Below are 19,753 nucleotides of genomic sequence, written 5' to 3'. Positions count from 1 at the left end.
CCCGCCCCCGGCCCGTCGACACCCGGCGACCCCTCCCGTCGCGGCCCCACGGGCCCGCCCTCCGCCCCGCCCGAGCCCCTGACTGCGGTGTGCGCGAGTCGAGTTGGGATTTTGCGCGATCCGGTGCAGGCATTGCGGATTCATGTCAACGACGTTACGTTCGCTGCTGCCCCGCCCGCGCTCCACCGCTCCCCGCTCCTCGCTCAGCGCGCCCGCGCCTCCGCGGAGCGCGCCTCGCGCACGCCCAGGAAGGGACTCGATGAGACGACCTCTGCCCGGCGCCGGCCCGCGCGCCCGGACCGCCCTGCTCGCCACCACCGCGCTGCTGGCCGCCGCGCTCGCCGCACCCGCGGCCGCCACCGCCGCCACCGCGGCGGACGCCCGCGGCGCGGCGGACCCGCTCGGCGCGGCGGGCGCCCGAGCCGCGGACGCCGGAACCGCGGGCGCCACCCTCCCGTTCGCCCCGTGGGAGGCCGAGGCGGGCACGCCCACCGGCGGCGCGGCCGTCGTCGCGCTGACCGCCGCGCCGACCACGCCGTACTCCAGCGCCGCGCTGGAGGCGTCCGGGCACGCGTACGTGCACCTGGCCGCCACCGGGCAGGGCGTGCGCTGGACCAACGGCACCGGCGGGCCGGTCAGCGCGGTCAACGTGCGCGAGAGCATCCCGGACTCCGCCACCGGCGGCGGCACCACCGCGACCCTGAACCTGTACGTGGACGGGGTGTTCCGCCAGACGCTGAACCTGAACTCCAAGCAGAGCTGGTTCTACGAGGGCGGCGACGGCCACTACAACGGCAGCGACCAGAACGCCGCCGACGGCGACCCGCGGGACTTCTTCGACGAGGCGCACACCTTCGTCACCGGCGCGCCGATCGCCCCCGGCAGCACCGTCGAACTGCGCAAGGACGCCGCCAACACCGCCGCGTACTACGACATCGACGTGCTGGACGCGGAGAACCCGCCGCCGCCCGCCGCCCGGCCCGCCGGATCGCTGTCGATCACCGACTGCGGGGCCGTCGCGGGCACCGCGCCGACCAACGGCTCGGCCGCGCCCGACGCCGTCGACTCCACCGCCGCCATCCAGTCCTGCATCGACCAGGCGCAGGCCCAGCAGCGCACGCTGTGGATCCCGCCGGGCACCTTCTACCTGCGCGGCACCACCGGCCTGACCGCCCGGGACATCACCATCGTCGGCGCCGGCCCGTGGTACTCGACGGTCTACCGCGACGTCCCGCTGCCCAACCGCACCCCGCTGGCCGCCCTGTTCAACCTCACCTCCACCCACGTCCGGGGCTTCCACCTGGACTCCAACTCCACCAGCCGGGAGATGGTCGACGGCGGCGGCGGGGCGATGGACACCACCGGCACCGACTGGAGCGCCGACGGCATCTGGAGCCAGCACGTCGAGTCCGGCTACTGGGCCTCGGGCACCGGCGGCAGCGTCCGCAACGCCCGGGTCACCGCGGTCTGGGCCGACGGCATCAACGTCAACAACGTCTCGCTCGGCAACTCGGTGGGCAGCGACATCACCGCCGACAACAACTTCGTCCGCGGCACCGGCGACGACGGCATGGCCGTCAACTCGGTGAACTACAACACCGACGGCAACGGCAACCGGACGTACTACACGCCGATGGCCCGGATCACCATGACGCACAACACCGTCGTCGCGCCCTGGGGCGGCAAGGGCATCGGCGTCTACGGCGGCAGCGGCCACCTGGTCGAGCACAACCTGATCTCCGACACCGCCCGCTACATCGGCCTCGGCGCGGGCCGCTTCGGCGTCAACGGCAGCGACCTGCTCGGCGCCACCCTGAACGCCAACACCGTGGTCCGCTCCGGCGGCAACGGCTACAGCCAGGGCCAGCCCGCGCTGCACGTCGGCAACGGCGGCGACGGCCAGAACACCGGCGTGGTCGACCACGTCACCGTCACCGGCAACACCGTGCTGAACGCGCTGTACGACGGCGTCGGCCTCTCCGCGTCCACCAACACCCTGATGCGCGGCAACACCGTCACCGCGCCCGGCCGCAACGGCTTCGTGGTCGCCCCGCCGTTCTACCCGGCACCCACCGGCTCGGCCACCCTCACCGACAACACCGTCACCGGCCTGAGCGCCGCCGGAGCCACCGCCTACCGCAACAACTCGCCGGCCTTCACCGTCACCGCGAGCGGCAACAGCTGGGGCAGCGGCACCGGCAGCCCCGAAGCCCCGTACGGCGGTTCGCCCGCCGCGATCCCCGGCACCGTGCAGGCCGAGGACTACGACACCGGCGGTCCCGGCACCGGCTACTTCGTCAACACCGTCAACGGCACCGCCAACGGCTACCGGGCCGACGGCGTCGACCTGGAGGCCGTCACCGACACCGGCGGCGGCTACGGCCTCGGCTGGACCTCGGGCGGCCAGTGGCAGCGCTACACCGTGGACGTCGCCACCGCCGGGACGTACACCGTCACCCTGCGGTACGCCGCGCCCGCCGCCGTCACCGGCGCCCTGCACCTGGCGAACGGCACCGGGGCCGACCTGACCGGCGCCGTCACCCTGCCCGCCACCGGCGACTGGCAGACCTGGGGCGACGCCACCGCCCGCCTCACCCTGCCCGCCGGACGCCAGGTGCTCACCCTGGTCCAGGACACCGGCGGCTGGAACCTCAACCACCTGCGCTTCACCGGCGCCTCCACCCCGCCCGCCACCGACCTGGCGGCCGGCCGGCCCACCACCGAGTCCTCGCACGCCGACGTCTACGGCTCCGGCAACCTCACCGACGGCAACCGGAACAGCTACTGGGAGAGCGCCAACCACGCCCTCCCGCAGTGGGTCCAGGTCGACCTCGGCACCGCCCGGCAGGTCTCCCGCGCCGTGCTCCGGCTGCCCGCCGGCTGGGGCGCCCGCACCCAGACCCTCACCCTGCTCGGCTCCATCGACGGCACCGCCTTCACCCCGCTGAAGTCCTCCGCCGCCTACCTCTTCGACCCGGCGGCCGACAACACCGTCACGCTGGCCTTCCCCGCCACCCAGGTCCGCTACGTCCGGGTCCAGGTCACCGGCAACACCGGCTGGCCCGCCGGACAGCTCTCCGAACTCCAGCTCTGGCAGCAGTAGGCACCGCGTGGACCGTCACCCCCCGGCGGCCCGCCGGTGGGGGGTGACGGTTATTCAGTTGCCGTACGCGGGAGGCCGGTTAGGATCGCCCGTCATGCCTCCGACCCCCCTGGACGACCTCCTCCACCCGCCGACCGTCCCCTACGACCGCGGGTTCCTCGACACCGGCGACGGCAACCGGATCTACTACGAGCAGCTCGGCAACCCCGCCGGCAAGCCCGCCCTGTACGTGCACGGCGGGCCCGGCGCGGGGACGCCGGACCGGCCCACCCGGGCGTGGGACCCGGCGCGCTACCGGGTGGTCCGCTACGACCAGCGCAACTGCGGGCGCAGCACCCCGCACGCGAGCGACCCGGCGGCGGACATGGCACTGAACACCACGCAGCACCTGGTCGACGACATGGAGCGGCTTCGCGCGCACCTCGGCATCGAGCGCTGGCTGCTGGACGGCGCCTCCTGGGGCTCGACGCTGATCCTGGCGTACGCGCAGCAACACCCGGAGCGGGTCGGCGAGATCGTCCTCCAGGCGGTGACCACCACCCGCCGGGCCGAGACCGACTGGCTCTACCACGGGGTGTCCGCCTTCAAGCCCGAGGCGTGGGACCGCTTCCTGGCCGCCGTCCCCGAGCACACCTGGGACGGCGACGTGTACGCCCTGCTGGCCGCCTACGCGCGGCGGACGGAGCACCCCGACCGGGCGGTCCGGGCCGCTGCCGCCGACGCCTGGCTGGCCTGGGAGGACGCGGTGGTCTCGGACGAGCCCCACGGCGTCCCCGGCATGTACAGCGCCCGGGAGGCGGACGACCGGATCGCGTTCGTCCGGATCTGCGCGCACTTCTTCAGCCACGGCGCCTGGCTGGCGGAGGACCAACTGCTGCGCGAAGCCGGGAAGTTGGCCGGAATCCCGGCCGTGCTGGTGCACGGCAGGTACGACCTGGGCTGCCCGGTGCGGACGGCCTGGGAGCTGGCGAAGGCGTGGCCGGACGCCAGGCTGCACGTCTTCGACGACTCCGGGCACGTCGGCGGCGAGGCGATGCGGCGGACGGTGTTCGAGGCCCTGGAGGAGTTCAAGGACCGCTGAGCCGGGGCCGCCGAGCCGGGGCCGCTGAGCCGGGGCCGGCGGGCCGGTGCCGCCCGGGGTGGGGGCACCGGCCCGGAGCGGGGACACCGGCCCGGGGCGGGCTACTTCTGCCAGCCGACCGAGGTGATCACGGTGCTGGCCAGGCTGCCGGCGCCGTAGTTGGCCAGTCCCTTGCGGACGGCGACGATGCTGGGGCGCTGGTAGAGCTCCAGGGTGTGGCCGAGCTCCCAGATCTTCGCGTCGGCCTGGTTGTACAGCTCGTCGGCCTGCGCCGGGTCGAGGGTGGCGGCGGCCTTGCGCAGCAGGCCGTCGATCTCGGGGGTGCTGAGCTTCGAGTAGTTGCCGAACACGTTGTCGCCCTGCGGGGCGCGGTAGATCGCCACCGTCTGGGAGAGCGGGAAGGAGTCGGTGTTGCGCCAGCTGGCCAGGTCGAACTTGCCCAGGTTGACGTACTTGGTGAAGTACTCCTTGCTGGAGACCTTGTCGAGGGTCAGCTTGACGCCGACCTGCTGGAGCATGTTCTGCACGGCGGTGGCCAGGTCGGTCTGGGCCTGGGTGGAGCCGTCGCTCAGCACGTAGTGCAGTTCCAGCGGCTGCCCGTCCTTGCTGCGGGTGCCGCCCGCGTCCTTCCAGCCGGCCTCGTCCAGCCACTTCTTCGCGGTGGCCGGGTCGTAGGAGGCCCAGTCCCCGGCGTTGTTCCGGTAGCCGTTCTGGTTGGTCATGAACAGGTGGTTGTCGAGCGGCTTGAACTCCACCGGGACGCCCTTGTTGGCGATCTTGATCAGGGAGGCGCGGTCGATCGCCCGGCCGAGCGCCTGGCGGACCTTCTGGTCGGCGAGCGGGCCGTTGCCGCCGAAGGAGATGTGCACCTCGTCCCAGGGGGTGCCGGTGCGGATCGCCGCGCCGGAGGCGTCCTTGAGCTGGCCGTACGCGGTGGCGGTGCCCGCGGAGGCGAGGTCGACCTCGTTGTTCAGGAACGCCTGGGTGATCGCGGCGGCGTCCAGCACCCGGTAGGTGATCCGGTCCAGCTTGGGCTTCGGGCCCCACCAGTGCGGGTTGGGGGTGAGCGTGATGGTCTGCGCGGTCTTGTCGGCGTTCGAGACCACGAACGGGCCGCCGAAGACCGGGACCTTCTCCACCCAGCCGTCGTTGAAGTCCTGCGGGGTGGAGATCCCGGAGGCGGGCAGCAGCGGGTTGAACAGGTTCTGCCAGTCGGCGTACGGCTGGGCGAAGGTGACCTTGACCTCCCCGGCGTCCGCGCCCTGCTCGACGGCGGAGATCTGCTCGTAGCCGGAGGAGTCGGCGAGGTTGTACGCCGGGTCCTTGCCGTTGGACGCCTTCCAGACCGCCTCGAAGTCGCGGTAGCCGATCGGGGTGCCGTCGGACCAGACCGCCTTCGGGTTGAGCTTGTACGTCACCACCTGCGGCGAGGCGGAGGTGACCTCGGCGGAGACCAGGTACGAGAGGTCGGGGTGGTAGACGCCCTTGGCGTCGACCTGGAAGAGCTTGGCCTCGGTGTAGTACATGATCTCCACCGCGTCCCCGTACCTGCCGTCGACCTGGTACGGGTTCCACTGGGTGATCCACTGTTGGAGCGGCAGGCGCAGCTCGCCGCCGTCCTTGATGCCGTCCAGCGGCTGCGGGTTGTTGTCCTCGGCGTCCACGGTGGGGGAGACGGTCTTGGCCACGTCGCCCGTCGACCCGCCGGTGGAGCTGCAGGCGGTCGCGGCGAGGAGGGCGGCGAGGGCCGCCGCGGCGGTGCGGCCGATCCGGCGGGTGGCGGGCGGTGTGGGCATCGGGGGAGTCCTCGGGTTTCGAAGAGTGGGGGGCCGCCAGGTGTGGCGGTACTTGATGGTGGGCAGCCAAGTCGGTGCCGACGGGGCGAACGTAACAGCCCGTCAGCCACCCCACCAGGGGTGGGCGTGCAGAACTGATCGAAGTGAAACGCGGGGCAACACTGCGGCAACACGCCGTCCGTACCCGTCTGATCAGCTGTGACCAGCGGGTTCCCCGGACCGGGTGGACCCGTCGGCGCGGCGGGCCCTGGACGGACCGTCCGGCGTGGCGTACAACTGCTGCCCGAAAGTGCGTCAAAACCCGTACTAGTGAAGGCGAATGACCATGTTCCCCAGGTGTGCGAACCACACCGGAGGCAGGCCGTGACGCGATACCTCGCGGGACGGCTCGGCTACTACGCCGCCCTGCTGACCGCGGCGGTGTTCCTGTCGTACGCCCTCACCGCCACCGCACTCGGCCCCCGCGCCTACTTCGAGGCCAAGCAGCCCCGGCCCTCCGCCGCGTCCGTGGACCGGCAGCTCACCGCGCTCAACCTCAACGAGCGCACCCCCGTGGTCCAGCGCTTCGGCACCTGGGCCGACGGCCTGCTGCACGGCGACCTCGGCCGCACCATCCACGGCACCGCCGTCAACGACGAGTTCGGCCGCCGGATCTGGGTCTCGCTCCGGCTGCTGCTGGTCGGCAGCCTGCTCGGCATGCTGCTCGGCGTCGCCGCCGGGGCCTGGAGCGCGGTGCGCCAGTACCGGCTCTCCGACCGGCTGCTGACCGTGCTCTCCTTCGTGCTGCTCTCCACCCCCGTCTTCCTGCTCGCCCTGCTGCTCAAGAACGGCGCCATCGCCGCCAAGGACGCCGCCGGACACGACGTCGTCCCGTTCACCGGCTACGAGACGCCCAACCTGGCCGGCGACCTCGGCACCCACCTCGCCGACTGGGGGCTGCACCTGCTGCTGCCCACCCTCTCGCTCGCCCTCGGCGGGCTGGCCACCTACAGCCGCTACCAGCGCGCCACCATGCTCGACGTCCTCGGCGCGGACTACCTGCGCACCGCCGAGGCCAAGGGGCTCACCCGCGGCCGGGCCCTGCTCAAGCACGGCCTGCGCACCGCGATCATCCCGATGACCACGATGTTCGCCTACGCCTTCCTCGGCCTGTTCACCGGCGCCGCCTTCACCGAGACCATCTTCGGCTGGCACGGCATGGGGGAGTGGTTCATCCAGGCCGTCAACGAACAGGACGTCAACTCGGTCGTCGCCGTCAACCTGTTCGCCGCCGTGGTCGTCCTCGCCGCCGGCTTCCTCGCCGACGCCCTGCACGCCGCGCTCGACCCCCGGGTGAGGGCCGCATGAACACCGAACTCGCTCCTCCCGCCGACCGGTCGGCGCCCGTACCCCGGTCGGCGCCCGCATCCCGGCTGACGGCCGCGCCCCGGCTGACGCCCGCGCCCCGGTCGACGGCCGCGTTCGTCGCGTCCGCCCGGGCGGTGGCGGGATGAGCGCCGAACTCGTCCTCGCCGCCGAACAGCCGTCCTCCGCCGAGGCGTTCGCGCCGCGCGGCCGGATACGGTTGGCCGCCGCCCGGCTGGCCGGCTCGCGCGGGGCGGTGGCCGGGGCGGTCGTGCTGGTGCTGCTGTTCCTGCTGGCCTTCGTCGGGCCCTACCTCACACCCTGGGACTACGCCGCGCCCGACTACGCCAACCTGCGCCAACCCCCGTCCGCCGCGCACTGGTTCGGCACCAACGGGCTCGGCCAGGACGTGTTCGCGCAGACCGTCCGGGGCCTGCAGAAGTCGCTGGTGATCGGGCTGCTGGTGGCGGTGCTCTCCACCGGCCTGGCCTCGCTGGTCGGGGCCTGCGCCGGGTACTTCGGCGGCTGGACCGACCGGGTGCTGACCTTCCTGGTCGACCTGCTGCTGATCTTCCCGGCCTTCCTGGTGATCGCCGTGCTCTCGCCCCGGCTGCGCGGCAGCGGCTGGGTCGCCTTCGTGCTGCTGCTCGCCGTGTTCAACTGGATGATCACCGCCCGGGTGGTCCGCTCGATGACCCGCTCGCTGCGCGAGCGCGAATTCGTCGCCGCCGCACGGTACATGGGCGTCGGGCCGTTCCGGATCATCTGGCGGCACGTGCTGCCGAACGTATCCTCGTTCCTGATCATCGACGCCACCGTCACCGTCGGCGGCGCCGTGATGAGCGAAGCCGCGCTCTCCTACTTCGGCTTCGGCGTCCGCCCGCCCGACGTCTCGCTCGGCACCCTGCTGGCCGCCGGCGCGGGCGACGCCCCCGTCTTCCCCTGGCTGTTCTACTTCGCCGCCGGACTACTGGTGCTGTTCGTGCTCGCCGTCAACCTGGTCGGCGACGGCCTGCGCGACGCCCTCGACCCGACGGCCGCCGCCGGACGCCGCCGCCCCGCCCGGCGACCCCGCCGCCGTCCGACCACCACCCCCTCGCGCCGGAGCACCCCGTGACCACCCCGCCCGCCACGCCGCCGCCCGCCACGCTGCCGCCCGTCACGCCGCCGCCCGCCACGCCGCCGCCCGCCACGCCGCCGCCCGTCACGCCGCCGCCCGCTCCGCTGCTCGCCGTCCGCGGCCTCACCGTCGACTTCGACGGCCACCCGGCGGTCCGCGGCGTCGACCTCGACCTGCACCGGGGCGAGACGCTCGGCCTGGTCGGCGAGTCCGGCTCCGGCAAGTCCGTCACCGCGCTCGCCGTGCTCGGCCTGCTGCCCGCCACCGCCCGCACCGGCGGCTCGGTCCGGCTGGACGGCCGCGAACTGGTCGGCCTGCCCGCCCGGCAGCTGGCCGAGGTCCGCGGGCGCCGGATCGCCATGGTCTTCCAGGACCCGCTGTCCGCCTTCACCCCGGTCTACCGGATCGGCGACCAGATCGCCGAAGCCGTCCGGATCCACCAGGACCTCGGCCGGGCCGCCGCCCGCAAGCGCGCCGCCGACCTGCTCGACCTGGTCGGCATCCCCGACCCGGCCCGCGCCCTGGACGCCTTCCCGCACGAGTTCTCCGGCGGCATGCGCCAACGCGCCATGATCGCCATGGCGGTGGCCAACGACCCCGACGTGCTGCTCGCCGACGAACCCACCACCGCCCTCGACGTCACCATCCAGGCCCAGGTCCTCGACGTGCTGCGCACCGCCCAGCGGGAGAGCGGCGCCGCCCTGGTCCTGGTCAGCCACGACCTCGGGGTGATCGCCGGCAGCGCCGACCGGGTCGCCGTCATGTACGCCGGACGGATCGTCGAGACCGCCCCCGTCGACGAGCTGTACGCCGCCCCCCGGCACCCCTACACGCTCGGCCTGATCGGCGCCGTCCCCCGGCTCGACGGCCGCGGCGGACCACTCGTCCCGATCCCCGGCTCCCCGCCCGCAGCCGGCCGACTCACCGGCCCCGGCTGCGCGTTCGCCGACCGCTGCCCGCTGGTCGAGGAGCGCTGCCGCACCGCGCAGCCGCCGCTCACCGGCACCGGCGAACCCCCGTCGGCCCACCTCGCCGCCTGCGTCCGCGCCGACCACCTCGCCGCCGCCCGGCCCGCCCCCGCCGAGGTCTACCCCGTCCCGGAGCTGCCGCCCGCCGCCACCGCGCACGGCCCGCGCGCCGAACGCGAGCCCGTCCTCACCGTCCACGGCCTCACCCGCAGCTTCCCCCGCCACCGCGGCGGCCTGCTGCGCCGCCGGGCCGGCGAGGTGCACGCCGTCGACGGCGTCGACCTCGACATCCGGCGGGGCGAGACGCTCGGCCTGGTCGGCGAGTCCGGCTCCGGCAAGTCCACCACCCTGTACGAGATCCTCCGGCTGGCCGCCCCGCAGGGCGGCCGGATCGAACTCCTCGGCCGGGACACCGCCGCCCTCGACCGGGCCGCGGTCCGGCGGCTGCGCTCCCGGGTCCAGATCGTCTTCCAGGACCCGGCCGCCTCCCTCGACCCCCGGATGCCGGTCGGCGACGTGCTCGCCGAACCGCTGCTCGCCCAGCGCACCCCCGCCGCGGAGGCCCGCCGCCGCGTCCCCGAACTGCTGCGCCAGGTCGGCCTCGACCCCGCCCACGCCGACCGCTACCCGCACGAGTTCTCCGGCGGCCAGCGCCAGCGGATCTCCATCGCCCGCGCCCTCGCCGTCCGCCCCGACCTGCTGGTCCTGGACGAACCGGTCTCCGCCCTCGACGTCTCCGTCCAGGCCGGGGTGCTCAACCTGCTCCAGCGGCTGAAGGCCGAACTCGGCCTCGCCTACCTGTTCGTCTCGCACGACCTGTCGGTGGTGCGCCACCTCGCCGACCGGGTCGCCGTCATGTACCTCGGCCGCACCGTCGAGACCGGCACCGCCGCACGCGTCTTCACCCACCCCCGCCACCCCTACACCCGGGTCCTGCTCGCCGCCGTCCCGCTCCCCGACCCGCCCGCCGAACGCGCCCGCCCCCGCCGCCTGCTGGCCGGCGACCCGCCCTCACCCGCCGAACGCCACCTCGGCTGCCCCTTCCGCACCCGCTGCCCCGTCCACCCCACCCTCGCCCCCGCCCAGCGCGACCGCTGCGCCACCGAGCCCCCGCGCCCCGCCCCGGCCGCCCCCGGCGCCGACCACACCGCCGCCTGCCACTACCCGGACTGAACGCGCGCCGGGCCCCGGACGGCGTCCGTCCGGGGCCCGGCGCGGCGGGTCACTTCCCGTACACGCCGACCTCGTTGAGCGAGTAGCGGTTGTCGGTGCCGCGGGCCAGCAGCACCACCCGGACGTGGCGGGCGTCCACCGGGGTGAAGGAGCGGTTCTCCAGGCCGCCGCGGTCGGTGGTGGTGGCGTAGACGGTGCGCCAGGCGGCGCCGTCGGTGGAGACGTCGATCCGGTAGGAGGTGGCGTACTGGTCGGACCAGTCCAGCACCACTCGGCCGACCTTGCGGACCGTGCCCAGGTCGACGTTCAGCCAGGCGGTGGCCACCGTCCTGGACGCCCAGCGGGTGCCGGGGTTGCCGTCCACGGCCTGCTTGGGCGGGTAGGAGACGACGATCGCGTCCTGGTAGTCGGAGGCGGTCGCGGTCGCGCCGCGGGCCAGGTTGGTCAGGTCGTCGGTGCGCCGGGCCGGAAACTCCACCACCTGCTGGTAGGTGGGCCGGTTCTGCCAGGCGATCCGCGGCACGGTGATGCCGCCCATCGCCCGGTGCACGATCGAGTCGGCGCACAGCTGGTCGCCCGCCGCGCAGTACTTGTCGGCCGGGTAGGTGGTGGCGGCGGGGGTCGCCACCGCCCGGGCGAGCGTGGTCAGCAGCACCTGCCGGCAGGCGCCGAGCGTGCCGCCGCCGCAGTACGCCCGGTCCAGCGGGCCGGTCACGGACCGGCCGAGCACCGTGCGCAGGTCCTTGTCGACGTACGACCACCAGCCGTGCTGGAACGCCGAGCCCTTGTGCGCCTCGCCCGCCGCGATGTCGCTGCCGCCGGACGTCCCGCCCAACTGCCCGCCCGAGGGCGTCTCGTTGATCGGCGCGACGGCCGTCAGCGCCTGCCACGCCCCGTCGCCCAGGCCGGGCCGGAACTCGCCCTCCACCAGCAGCGGCCACCAGGCGTCCAGCACCCGGATCGCCTCCGCGTCGGTGTACACGCCCGCGCCCTTGCTCGCCTCCCGGCGGTGCGAGCCGCCCGCCGCCCAGGCCCGCAGCCCGGCGACCGCGGCCGCCGCCGCCGGGTCGGTGACCGGCGCGGAGTCCAGCACCGCGAGCAGCTCGGGCAGCACCTGCTCGGCCCGCAGGTCGACGTTGGCGGCGTCCTCCATCGCCTTGACCAGGTCGGTGCGGGTGACGCCGCCGCGCTGGGTCAGCGCCTTCACCCGGGAGTCCAGCAGGTCGGCCCGGTGCACCGCGCCGTTGCCCCAGGCCGAGGTGAAGCCCGGGGCCTGCTTGTTGTTCCAACTGACGTAGTAGTCCTGGTCGGTGGACTGGGCGTGCCGGGCGGGCGGCTCGACCGCGGAGGTGTTCGCGGTCCGGTCCCAGCCCTGCCAGAGGTAGGCGGGCCGCGCCAGGACCGGCAGGTCCGGATCGGTGCCGGGCGCGCGCAGCGGCTCGGCGCCGGAGTTGTAGTACGCGGTGTGGTCGGCGTCCGCGTAGAACCAGTTGAAGGTGTAGCCGATGTCCTGCGCGGCGCGCTGGAACGCCGCCGCCGAGGTGATCGCCGCCGGGTCGTTGAACTGCTGGAAGCCGATCACCGAGTCCGCCTCGTGCCGGTAGGTGGAGCGCAGCGCGGTGTACGCCACCGGCCGCCCGCCGACCGTCCCGGTGTGGGTGACCAGCCCGTACGCCGAGCGCAGCGTCACCAGGTCGTAGGAGCCCGCCGCGGTGGAGTCCGCGGTGCTCGGCTGCCAGGCGTTGTGCCTGGTCAGCCGCTCGAACGGGGTGCACGTCCCGTCCAGCAGGTAGCCGGTGGAGGCGGTGCTCGGGGTGCCGCCGCCCGGCTCGCACAGGTCGACCGCGAAGGTGTCGGTGATGTCCTGGTTGGCGGAGGTCGCGCTCCACGAGTAGTCCAGGCCGCGGCCGATCTCCACGTAGAAGCTCAGCCCCGGGAAGGACGCGCCCCGGCTGCGCAGGCCGGGCCCGTCCAGCTCCTGCACCATCAGGATCTGCGGCGCGTAGTAGCCGGTCTGCGGGCCGAAGACCGCGATCGGGTGCCCGGAGGCGGTGTGCGCACCGGATACCAGCAGGGCGTTCGACATGCCCTTCTTCGCGGTGATCAGGTCGGCGGGCAGCACGCCCTCGGCGGCGGACGCGGCGGCGGTGGGCGTGCTGGCACCGGACGCGGCCGAACTCGCCCCGGTGCCCGTGCCGTTGGCGGCGTGCGGCAGCTCGGTCACCGAGCCCGGGTCGGGCAGCGCGGTGCCCACCGGCGCGGCGGGCGAGGCCGCGTACGGGAAGCTGCTGCCGTCGTGCACGGTGGGCGTCGCCTCCGGGTCGTCCTCGGCCCGCCAGGCCGCGTATGCCCGGTCGCCCGCCTCGGTGCCGAGCTGCTGGCGGAAGGCGAGCCGGGCCAGCGCGTTGCCGACCTCGCCGCCCCCGCCGCCGCCGAAGATCGCCCCGATCACCGAGGAGATCGCCACCACGTCGGTGGCCGTGAACGGCTCGATGGTCGAACCGTGGCCGGTCAGCACGTACTCGCCCGGGTAGTTGTTCGCCGCGACGTCGGCCGCCGCGAAGGCGTTCAGGCCCGCCACGTAGTCCTGGATGTCCTGCCAGGCCTGCGCCCCGCGCGGGCCGGACGCCTTCACCCGGTCCACCTGCTGCTGGAGGTCCGCCTCGGTGTACGGGGCCACCGCCCACAGGCTCTGCTCCAGCGCCCGGTTGCCCGCCGCGCCGCCCGCGAACGAGGACAGCTGCCCGCGCCCCACGTGCCGCAGCACGTCGATCAGCCACAGCCGGTCCTGCCCGGCCGCGTACCCCGCGCCGAACTCGGTGTCCGAGCGGGTCACGCCCTTGACGTGCGGCGTGCCGGTCGCCTTGTCCCGGGTGATGGTCACCCCGGCGCGCGGCGTGGCGGTGCTCTCCACCTGCCCGGCGGGCACCCCGAACGAGGCGTCGTCGAAGTAGCTCGACAGCTGGTCGGGCGTCAGGCCGCTGTAGTCGTGCAGCAGCGCGTCGTACGCGTCGACCTGGTCGGCGGAGTGCGCCGGACGGGTCCCCACGGTCTGGTGCAGCAAGATCCCGGCCAGCGTGGCGTGGCCGTTCTCGCCCGCCGTCAGGATGTCCTGGCACTGCCCCAGGCACGGGTCCCCGGCGGCGGGGGCGGGCCCGGCGGCGGCCCCGGCGGCCGGCTGGGCGGTGAGCGCGCCGAACAGCAGCGCGGCGGAGGTGAGCACGGCGAGGGCCGCCGAACGCAGTCGGCGGGGAACGGGGGCAGCGGGCACCTGGGCCTCTTCCTGACAGCGGGTATCGGAATCCGGGCGCACGCTAGTCCGCGCGGTGACCCCCCGGTAGGGGTCCCGCGCGCCTCGCCACGGAACTGTCATCCACCTGTCATGAACGCGAGTTGACGCCCCGTCGGCGGACCCGGAAACGCGCACCCGCGGCCACGGCGGGCCGGAACCCCGTCGGCCCCGCCGCCCCGACACCGTCCCCGTCGCGGGTAAGCCGCCAAATCCGCCGAAAAGCCGCGCATGCCCGCCCGGAAACCGGGCAGCCGAACCGGCAGAACGACGAACTCCCCTCACCAAGGAGGCAGTTGTGAGCAACGGCATGTGGGGCTACGAGAAGGCGGAGGGCTACAACCCGGGCGTCGATCTGACCGGCTTCCGGGTCGAGGCCGCCGACGGCCACATCGGCAAGGTCGACAAGCACTCCTACGAGGCCGAGGACGGCCACATCGTCGTCGACACCGGCCCGTGGATCTTCGGCCGCAGCGTCCTCCTCCCGGCGGGCACCATCCGCCGCATCGACGAGGAGGCCCGCACCGTCTGGGTGGGCAGCACCAAGGACGAGATCAAGGACGCCCCCGAGTACCACCACGAGTCGCACGCCCTGGACCCCGAGTACCGCCGCACCGTCGGCGGCTACTACAACACCGGCCTCTGACGGCCCGCCACGAGCGCCACCGCACCCCGTCGGCGGACGGGGTGCGGTGGGCACCGGCATGCCCGGACCGCCGGGCAGCTGCCCCGGGTCCGCCCGCCGCAAGCCCGCCACCCGGGCCCACAGGCCCAGGCGGGGCCGGTTCGGCTCCTGCCCCCTGGAGCGCGACCAGCCGTCCGTGACCACCCCCGGCATCGGCCGGTCGTGGTGTCCGGGTGTGTCGTGCGGGCGGGGCGGTTCCGGCCGGTCAGGATGGTGCTTTCGACGGGACCTCGAGGAGCAGCCTTGGACGTGTCCGCGGGTCTGTGGGCCGGCACCATCGCGGTACTGATCGCCCTGATCGTGGCCGACTTCTTCATCGGGGGGCGCAAGCCGCACGAGGTCTCGATCAAGGAGGCCGGGGTCTGGACCACGGTGTGGGTGGTGCTGGCGGGGCTGTTCGGCTGCTTCGTGTGGGGGTACGCCGGGTCGCGGTCGGCGGTGGAGTTCTTCGCCGGGTACGTCACGGAGAAGTCGCTGAGCGTCGACAACCTGTTCGTCTTCATCCTGATCATGGGCAAGTTCGCGGTGCCGAGGATCTACCAGCAGTGGGTGCTGATGTTCGGGGTGGTGATCGCCCTGGTGCTGCGGGCGGTCTTCATCGCGGGCGGCGCGGCGCTGGTCGAACGGTTCTCCTGGGTGTTCTACCTGTTCGGCGCGTTCCTGGTCTGGACGGCCGTCAAGCTGCTGCGGGAGGCCGGGCAGGACAAGGAGGCGGAGGAGTACCACGAGGGGCGGCTGATGCGGCTGATCAGGAGGCGCGTCCCGTCCACGGACGAGTACCACGGCACCAGGCTGTTCGTCCGGGTGGACGGCCGCCGGCTGATGACCCCGATGATGACCGTCATGCTGGCGATCGGCACCACCGACCTGTTGTTCGCCCTGGACTCCATCCCGGCGATCTTCGGCCTCACCCAGGACGCCTACATCGTCTTCACCGCCAACGCCTTCGCGCTGATGGGCCTGCGCCAGCTGTACTTCCTGATCGGCGGCCTGCTGACCAGGCTGGTCTACCTGTCCTACGGCCTGTCGGTGATCCTCGGCTTCATCGGCGTCAAGCTGATCCTGCACGCGCTGCACGAGAGCGGCGTGCACGTCCCGGAGATCGGCATCGCGTTCTCGCTGGGCTTCATCGTGGTGGTGCTGGTCGTCACCACCGCGGCCAGCCTGCTGGCCTCCCGCCGCCGGGACCGGGCGGCCGGCGCCTGACCGCTCGTCAGACACCGGCCGCCCGGCGGCGACGCGCTCAGCCGCGCGGGCTGAGTTCCGCCATCGCGCTCCAGCCGCTGCCGGGGACCTCCACGTTGATGATCTCCGGGGTCCGGGCGATCGAGTCCGGCATCCAGGCCATCGCCGCCTTGAAGTGCTCCGACTCGACGTGCCGGGCACCCGCCTCGCCGTCCCGGAACGCCTCCAGCAGCACGTACTGGTGCGGGTCGTCGACGCTGCGGGACCACTCGAAGAAGACGTTGCCCTCCTCGGCGCGGGTGGCGGAGGTGAACTCCCCGACCCGCTCGATCCAGTCCGCGCTGTGCTCGGGCCGGATGGCGAACTTCACAGCGATGAAGATCACGACTGCTCCTCTGGTGTCTGGTACGCACACGGACCCGTGTGCCGGCACCCGCCACCCTCCCAGATCCGCCCACCCCCCGCAGCCACCGCCCTCGCGCGACGGGAACGGGCCGGTCACCAGGCACCCGCGGTGCCGGCGGGCGAGTTCTCCGGGCGTGTCCCGATCCTCGCACCCGGTGCGGACGGCCCCGGCGCGGGGTTCACCCGTTCCGCCCCCTGACGGTGCGTCAGCGGAGCGCGGCGGCGACGGTGGGGAGGACCGTTCGTCCACCGGACTCGTGAGGGCAGGCATGTACCAGAACCAGTTGGCGAAGACCGGTGCGGGTGTGCTGGTGCTGGGCGGGTTGACCGTCGCCGGATGGTGGATGGTGGCGGTCGCCGCCGTACTGGTCGCGGCCGGGGTGCTCTGCGTGCGGGTCGGGTTCCGCCGTGGCCGCTGACGGCGACCGCCGCCCGGCCGGTACCGCCGCCGCCGACCCCTGCCCGGACCCTGCCGCCGACCGCCCGGACGCTGACGCCGACCGCCCGCTGGTCGCGCACCGCCACCGGCCGGGGGTGCTGCTGGCCGCCACCGCCGGGCTGTTCCTGCTCGCGGTCGTCGCGGCCGGCTACGGGCTGCGCGCCTGGGGCGCCGCGGCGGGGACGGGCGGGGGCTGGACGGACTGGGCCTGGGCGCCGGTCGCGCTGGCGCTCCTCGTGCAGACCGTCCTCTACCTCGCCGAGCGCCCGGTCCGGGCCGACGCCGGGCAGCAGCGGGAACTCGACCGGCTGGAGGTCGCCGTCCTCGTCCCGCTGTACAACGAGGACCCCGGCTACCTGCGCACCTCCCTGGCCTCCCTGCTCGCCCAGACCCGGCCCCCGCAGTCCGTGCACGTCGTCGACGACGGCTCCACCACCGACTACGCGTCGCTGCGGGCCTGGTGGCTCACGGCCGCCGAGCGGGCCGGCGTCCGCACCACCTGGCAGCGCCGGGCCAACCGGGGCAAGCGCGCCGCCCAGCTCGCCGCCGCCGCGCACTGCCCCGGCGCGGACGTCCTGGTCACCGTCGACTCCGACGCCCGCCTCGACCCGCGGGCCCTGCACGAACTGCTGCAACCCCTCGCCGACCCGAGGGTCCAGGCGGTGGCCGGCGTCGTCCTCGCCCACAACAACCGGCACGGCCTGATCAGCCGGATCACCGACCTCTGGTACGTCACCAACCAGCTCGTCGACCGCTCCGCGCTCTCCCCGCTCGGCGCGGTCATGGTTTGCTCCGGCTCGCTCGCCGCCTACCGCGCCGCGGCCCTCACCGACCACCGCGAGGCGTACCTCACCGAGACCTTCGCCGGACGGCCCGTCACCTTCTCCGACGACTCGCTGCTCACCTTCTACGCCCTGCGGCGCGGCCGGGTCGTCCAGCAGCCCACCGCCCTGGTGTTCAGCGCCATGCCGGAGCGCGTCGGCCACCACCTGCGCCAGTACCTGCGCTGGATGCGCGGCTCCACCATCCGCTCGCTGTGGCGGGTGCGCTACCTGCCGCTCACCCACCCCGCGCTGCTGGCCCAGGTGCTGCGCTGGTACCAGCACCTGGCCGCCACCGCCACCGCCGTCCTGCTGCTCACCCGCACCTGGCGCACCGGCGCCCCGCTGCCGCCGGTGCTGCTCGCCGTCCCGCTGCTGATCGTCGCCGGGCAGACCCTGCGCTACCTCACCCTGCGCCGCTCCGACCAGCCGCTGCGCTCCCAGCTCGCCACCTGGGCGCTCACCCCGCTCGCCGTCGCCTGGTCCTGGACGGTGCTGCGCCCGGTGCGCTGGTACGCCACGCTCACCTGCCTGCGCACCGGCTGGGGCACCCGCCAGCACGGGCCCGAGGTCGCCCTCGCCCCCGCCGCCGGGTAGGGGCGTTCGAGGACCGTCCGCCCCAGCCCCTACGATGTGCGCCATGACGACAGCCGGGCCGGGCGGCCAACTGATCGACGGCCGCTTCGAGTTGCTGGCGCGGCTCGGCGGCGGCGGAATGGGCCTGGTCTGGCGGGCCAGGGACACCGTGCTGCAGCGCGAGGTCGCGCTCAAGGAGGTCCGCCCGCCGGACCCGGCGATGCTCGCCGCCGACCCCGCCGCCGCCCACGAACTGCGCGAACGCGTGCTGCGCGAGGCACGGGCGCTGGCCCGGCTCCAGCACCCCAACGTGGTGACCATCCACCACATCGTAGACAACGCCGAACTCGCCCACCCCTGGCTGGTGATGGAACTCGTCACCGGCGGCTCCCTGCACGACCGGATCACCCGCGGCCCGCTCTCCCCGCCGGAGGCCGCCCGGATCGGCCGCGGCCTGCTCGCCGCGCTCACCGCCGCCCACGCGGCCGGCATCCAGCACCGCGACGTCAAACCGGGCAACGTCCTGCTGCGCACCGACGGCACCCCCGTCCTCACCGACTTCGGCATCGCGGCGCTCAGCGAGTCCACCAGCCTCACCGCCACCGGCGCGCTGATCGGCTCGCCCGAGTACATCGCCCCCGAACGCATCCGCGGCCACGAGGGCGACCCCGCCTCCGACCTCTGGTCGCTCGGCATGACGCTGTACGTCGCCGTCGAGGGCCACCACCCGCTGCGCCGCGCCAACAGCATCGCCACCCTCGCCGCCGTCCTCGACCAGCCCCTCCCGCCACCGGTGCGCTCCGGCCCGCTCGGCCCCACCCTCACCGCGCTGCTCGCCCGCGACCCCGCCGAGCGGCCCGGCGCCGCCCGCCTCGACCGGCTCTTCGCCGCTGCCGAACAGGGCATCGACGGCACCCTCGGCGGCAGCCCGGCCTTCTCCCCGACCGAGACCAACTCCCCGCCGCCGTACCGCCCCACCGGAACGCACACCCCGCCGCCGTACGCCCCCACCGAGGCCGGCTCCCTCCCGCACGCGCCCACCGGGACGATGCCCCCGCCCCGCCGACGCCGCCGCACCGGACCGGTGCTGACGGCCGTGCTGGCCGCCGCCGTCGCGGCCGGACTCCTGGGCTGGTCGTTCCAGCAGGGCTGGTTCGACTCCGCGAAGCCCGGCGGCACCGACGCCGCCGCGAAGGCCCCCGCCACCGCGCCCGCCACCCCCAGCACCTCGGCCACCCCTGGGGCCGCACCCACCGCCTCCTCCCCGTCCGGCGCGCCGTCCGCCGCCGGCCCCGGGCCCGCCGACCCCGGCACCGGCCTGCTCACCCCGGACGGGGCCCGCGGCCTGGTCGAGAAGATCCGCGCGGCCACCGGCAGCGCCACCGTCATCGACATGTCGATCTATCCGGAGTACGCCAGCGCCAAGGTGCTGACCAAGGACAACCCCAAGCACTACGACGACGTCAGCTACCGCAACGGCAAGATCACCAGCGAGCCCGGCGGCACGGTCAGCCAGGGCCAGGACCCCGTCGACCTCACCAAGATCGACTGGAACCAGATCCCGGCCGTCCTGGCCACCGCCAAGACCGAACTCGGCGTCCCCACCCCCAAGTCGACCTATCTGCTCGTCGACTACGGCTGGTTCGCCAACGAGATCACCATCCGCTACTACCTCTCCGGCGACTACGACGAGGGCGGCTACCTCACCGCGGGTGCCACCGGCAAGATCCTCAAGGTGGTCAAGTCCTGACCGGGACCGACCGCCGGC

The 19,753-nt window shown here is 74.1% G+C and carries 13 protein-coding genes; 10 read left to right on the top strand and 3 right to left on the bottom strand.

Going from position 1 to position 19,753, the window contains the following annotated elements:
* The first annotated feature begins 259 nt into the window (after positions 1-259).
* Both K353_RS05235 and pip read left to right on the top strand, forming a co-directional pair.
* Entirely contained in the window at positions 260-3,103 is a 2,844-nt protein-coding gene (locus K353_RS05235; protein ID WP_111552368.1) for a carbohydrate-binding protein, read from the top strand.
* Positions 3,104-3,197: 94 nt separating this feature from the next.
* Entirely contained in the window at positions 3,198-4,184 is a 987-nt protein-coding gene (pip, locus tag K353_RS05230) for a prolyl aminopeptidase (protein ID WP_111552367.1), read from the top strand.
* Positions 4,185-4,285: 101 nt separating this feature from the next.
* Here the strand turns inward: pip and K353_RS05225 are convergent, their stop codons facing one another.
* The gene (locus tag K353_RS05225; protein WP_111552366.1) at positions 4,286-5,980 is read right to left on the bottom strand and encodes an ABC transporter family substrate-binding protein; all 1,695 of its coding nucleotides are present in this window, start codon (positions 5,978-5,980) and stop codon (positions 4,286-4,288) included.
* Positions 5,981-6,343: 363 nt separating this feature from the next.
* On the opposite strand from K353_RS05225, the gene K353_RS05220 reads away from it, so the two are divergent.
* The 3 genes from K353_RS05220 to K353_RS05210 all read left to right on the top strand — a co-directional run bounded on the left by K353_RS05220 (position 6,344) and on the right by K353_RS05210 (position 10,585).
* Positions 6,344-7,327 carry an ABC transporter permease gene (locus tag K353_RS05220; RefSeq protein ID WP_111552365.1) on the top strand — a complete coding sequence of 328 codons (984 nt, stop codon included), beginning with the start codon at positions 6,344-6,346 and terminating at the stop codon, positions 7,325-7,327.
* Between the two features lie 142 nt (positions 7,328-7,469).
* Positions 7,470-8,441 carry an ABC transporter permease gene (locus K353_RS05215; protein ID WP_111552364.1) on the top strand — a complete coding sequence of 324 codons (972 nt, stop codon included), beginning with the start codon at positions 7,470-7,472 and terminating at the stop codon, positions 8,439-8,441.
* A gap of 107 nt (positions 8,442-8,548) precedes the next feature.
* Complete coding sequence (locus K353_RS05210; RefSeq protein WP_111552513.1) at positions 8,549-10,585, top strand: ABC transporter ATP-binding protein; 2,037 nt, start codon at positions 8,549-8,551, stop codon at positions 10,583-10,585.
* Positions 10,586-10,634: 49 nt separating this feature from the next.
* On the opposite strand, the gene K353_RS05205 is transcribed toward K353_RS05210, so the two are convergent.
* Positions 10,635-13,856 (bottom strand): penicillin acylase family protein, encoded by a 3,222-nt coding sequence (locus tag K353_RS05205; protein ID WP_111552363.1) that lies wholly within the window; start codon positions 13,854-13,856, stop codon positions 10,635-10,637.
* A 316-nt stretch (positions 13,857-14,172) separates the two neighbouring features.
* Here K353_RS05205 and K353_RS05200 point away from each other — a divergent pair, with 316 nt between their 5' ends.
* On the top strand, positions 14,173-14,520 hold the full coding sequence (locus K353_RS05200) for a PRC-barrel domain containing protein (protein WP_111552362.1): 348 nt from the start codon (positions 14,173-14,175) through the stop codon (positions 14,518-14,520).
* A gap of 282 nt (positions 14,521-14,802) precedes the next feature.
* Positions 14,803-15,765, top strand: a complete 963-nt coding sequence (locus K353_RS05195) for a TerC family protein (protein ID WP_111552361.1) — start codon at positions 14,803-14,805, stop codon at positions 15,763-15,765.
* 37 nt (positions 15,766-15,802) lie between these two features.
* Here the strand turns inward: K353_RS05195 and K353_RS05190 are convergent, their stop codons facing one another.
* The gene (locus K353_RS05190; protein ID WP_111552360.1) at positions 15,803-16,129 is read right to left on the bottom strand and encodes a putative quinol monooxygenase; all 327 of its coding nucleotides are present in this window, start codon (positions 16,127-16,129) and stop codon (positions 15,803-15,805) included.
* Positions 16,130-16,418: 289 nt separating this feature from the next.
* On the opposite strand from K353_RS05190, the gene K353_RS34780 reads away from it, so the two are divergent.
* Genes K353_RS34780 through K353_RS05180 form a run of 3 tightly spaced genes read left to right on the top strand, consistent with a single transcriptional unit; the run spans position 16,419 to position 19,735 of the window.
* A complete protein-coding gene (locus tag K353_RS34780) occupies positions 16,419-16,568 on the top strand; it encodes a hypothetical protein (RefSeq protein ID WP_199527991.1) in 150 nt (49 codons plus the stop codon).
* Positions 16,558-18,006 carry a glycosyltransferase gene (locus K353_RS05185; protein WP_233533381.1) on the top strand — a complete coding sequence of 483 codons (1,449 nt, stop codon included), beginning with the start codon at positions 16,558-16,560 and terminating at the stop codon, positions 18,004-18,006. Before K353_RS34780 ends, K353_RS05185 begins: the two co-directional genes overlap by 11 nt.
* 43 nt (positions 18,007-18,049) lie before the next feature.
* Positions 18,050-19,735 carry a serine/threonine-protein kinase gene (locus K353_RS05180; protein ID WP_111552359.1) on the top strand — a complete coding sequence of 562 codons (1,686 nt, stop codon included), beginning with the start codon at positions 18,050-18,052 and terminating at the stop codon, positions 19,733-19,735.
* Positions 19,736-19,753 lie beyond the last annotated feature (18 nt).

Source organism: Kitasatospora sp. SolWspMP-SS2h (assembly GCF_003259315.1).
In the GTDB taxonomy this organism is placed as follows: domain Bacteria; phylum Actinomycetota; class Actinomycetes; order Streptomycetales; family Streptomycetaceae; genus Kitasatospora; species Kitasatospora fiedleri.
This window is presented reverse-complemented; position numbering and strand designations above follow the sequence as displayed.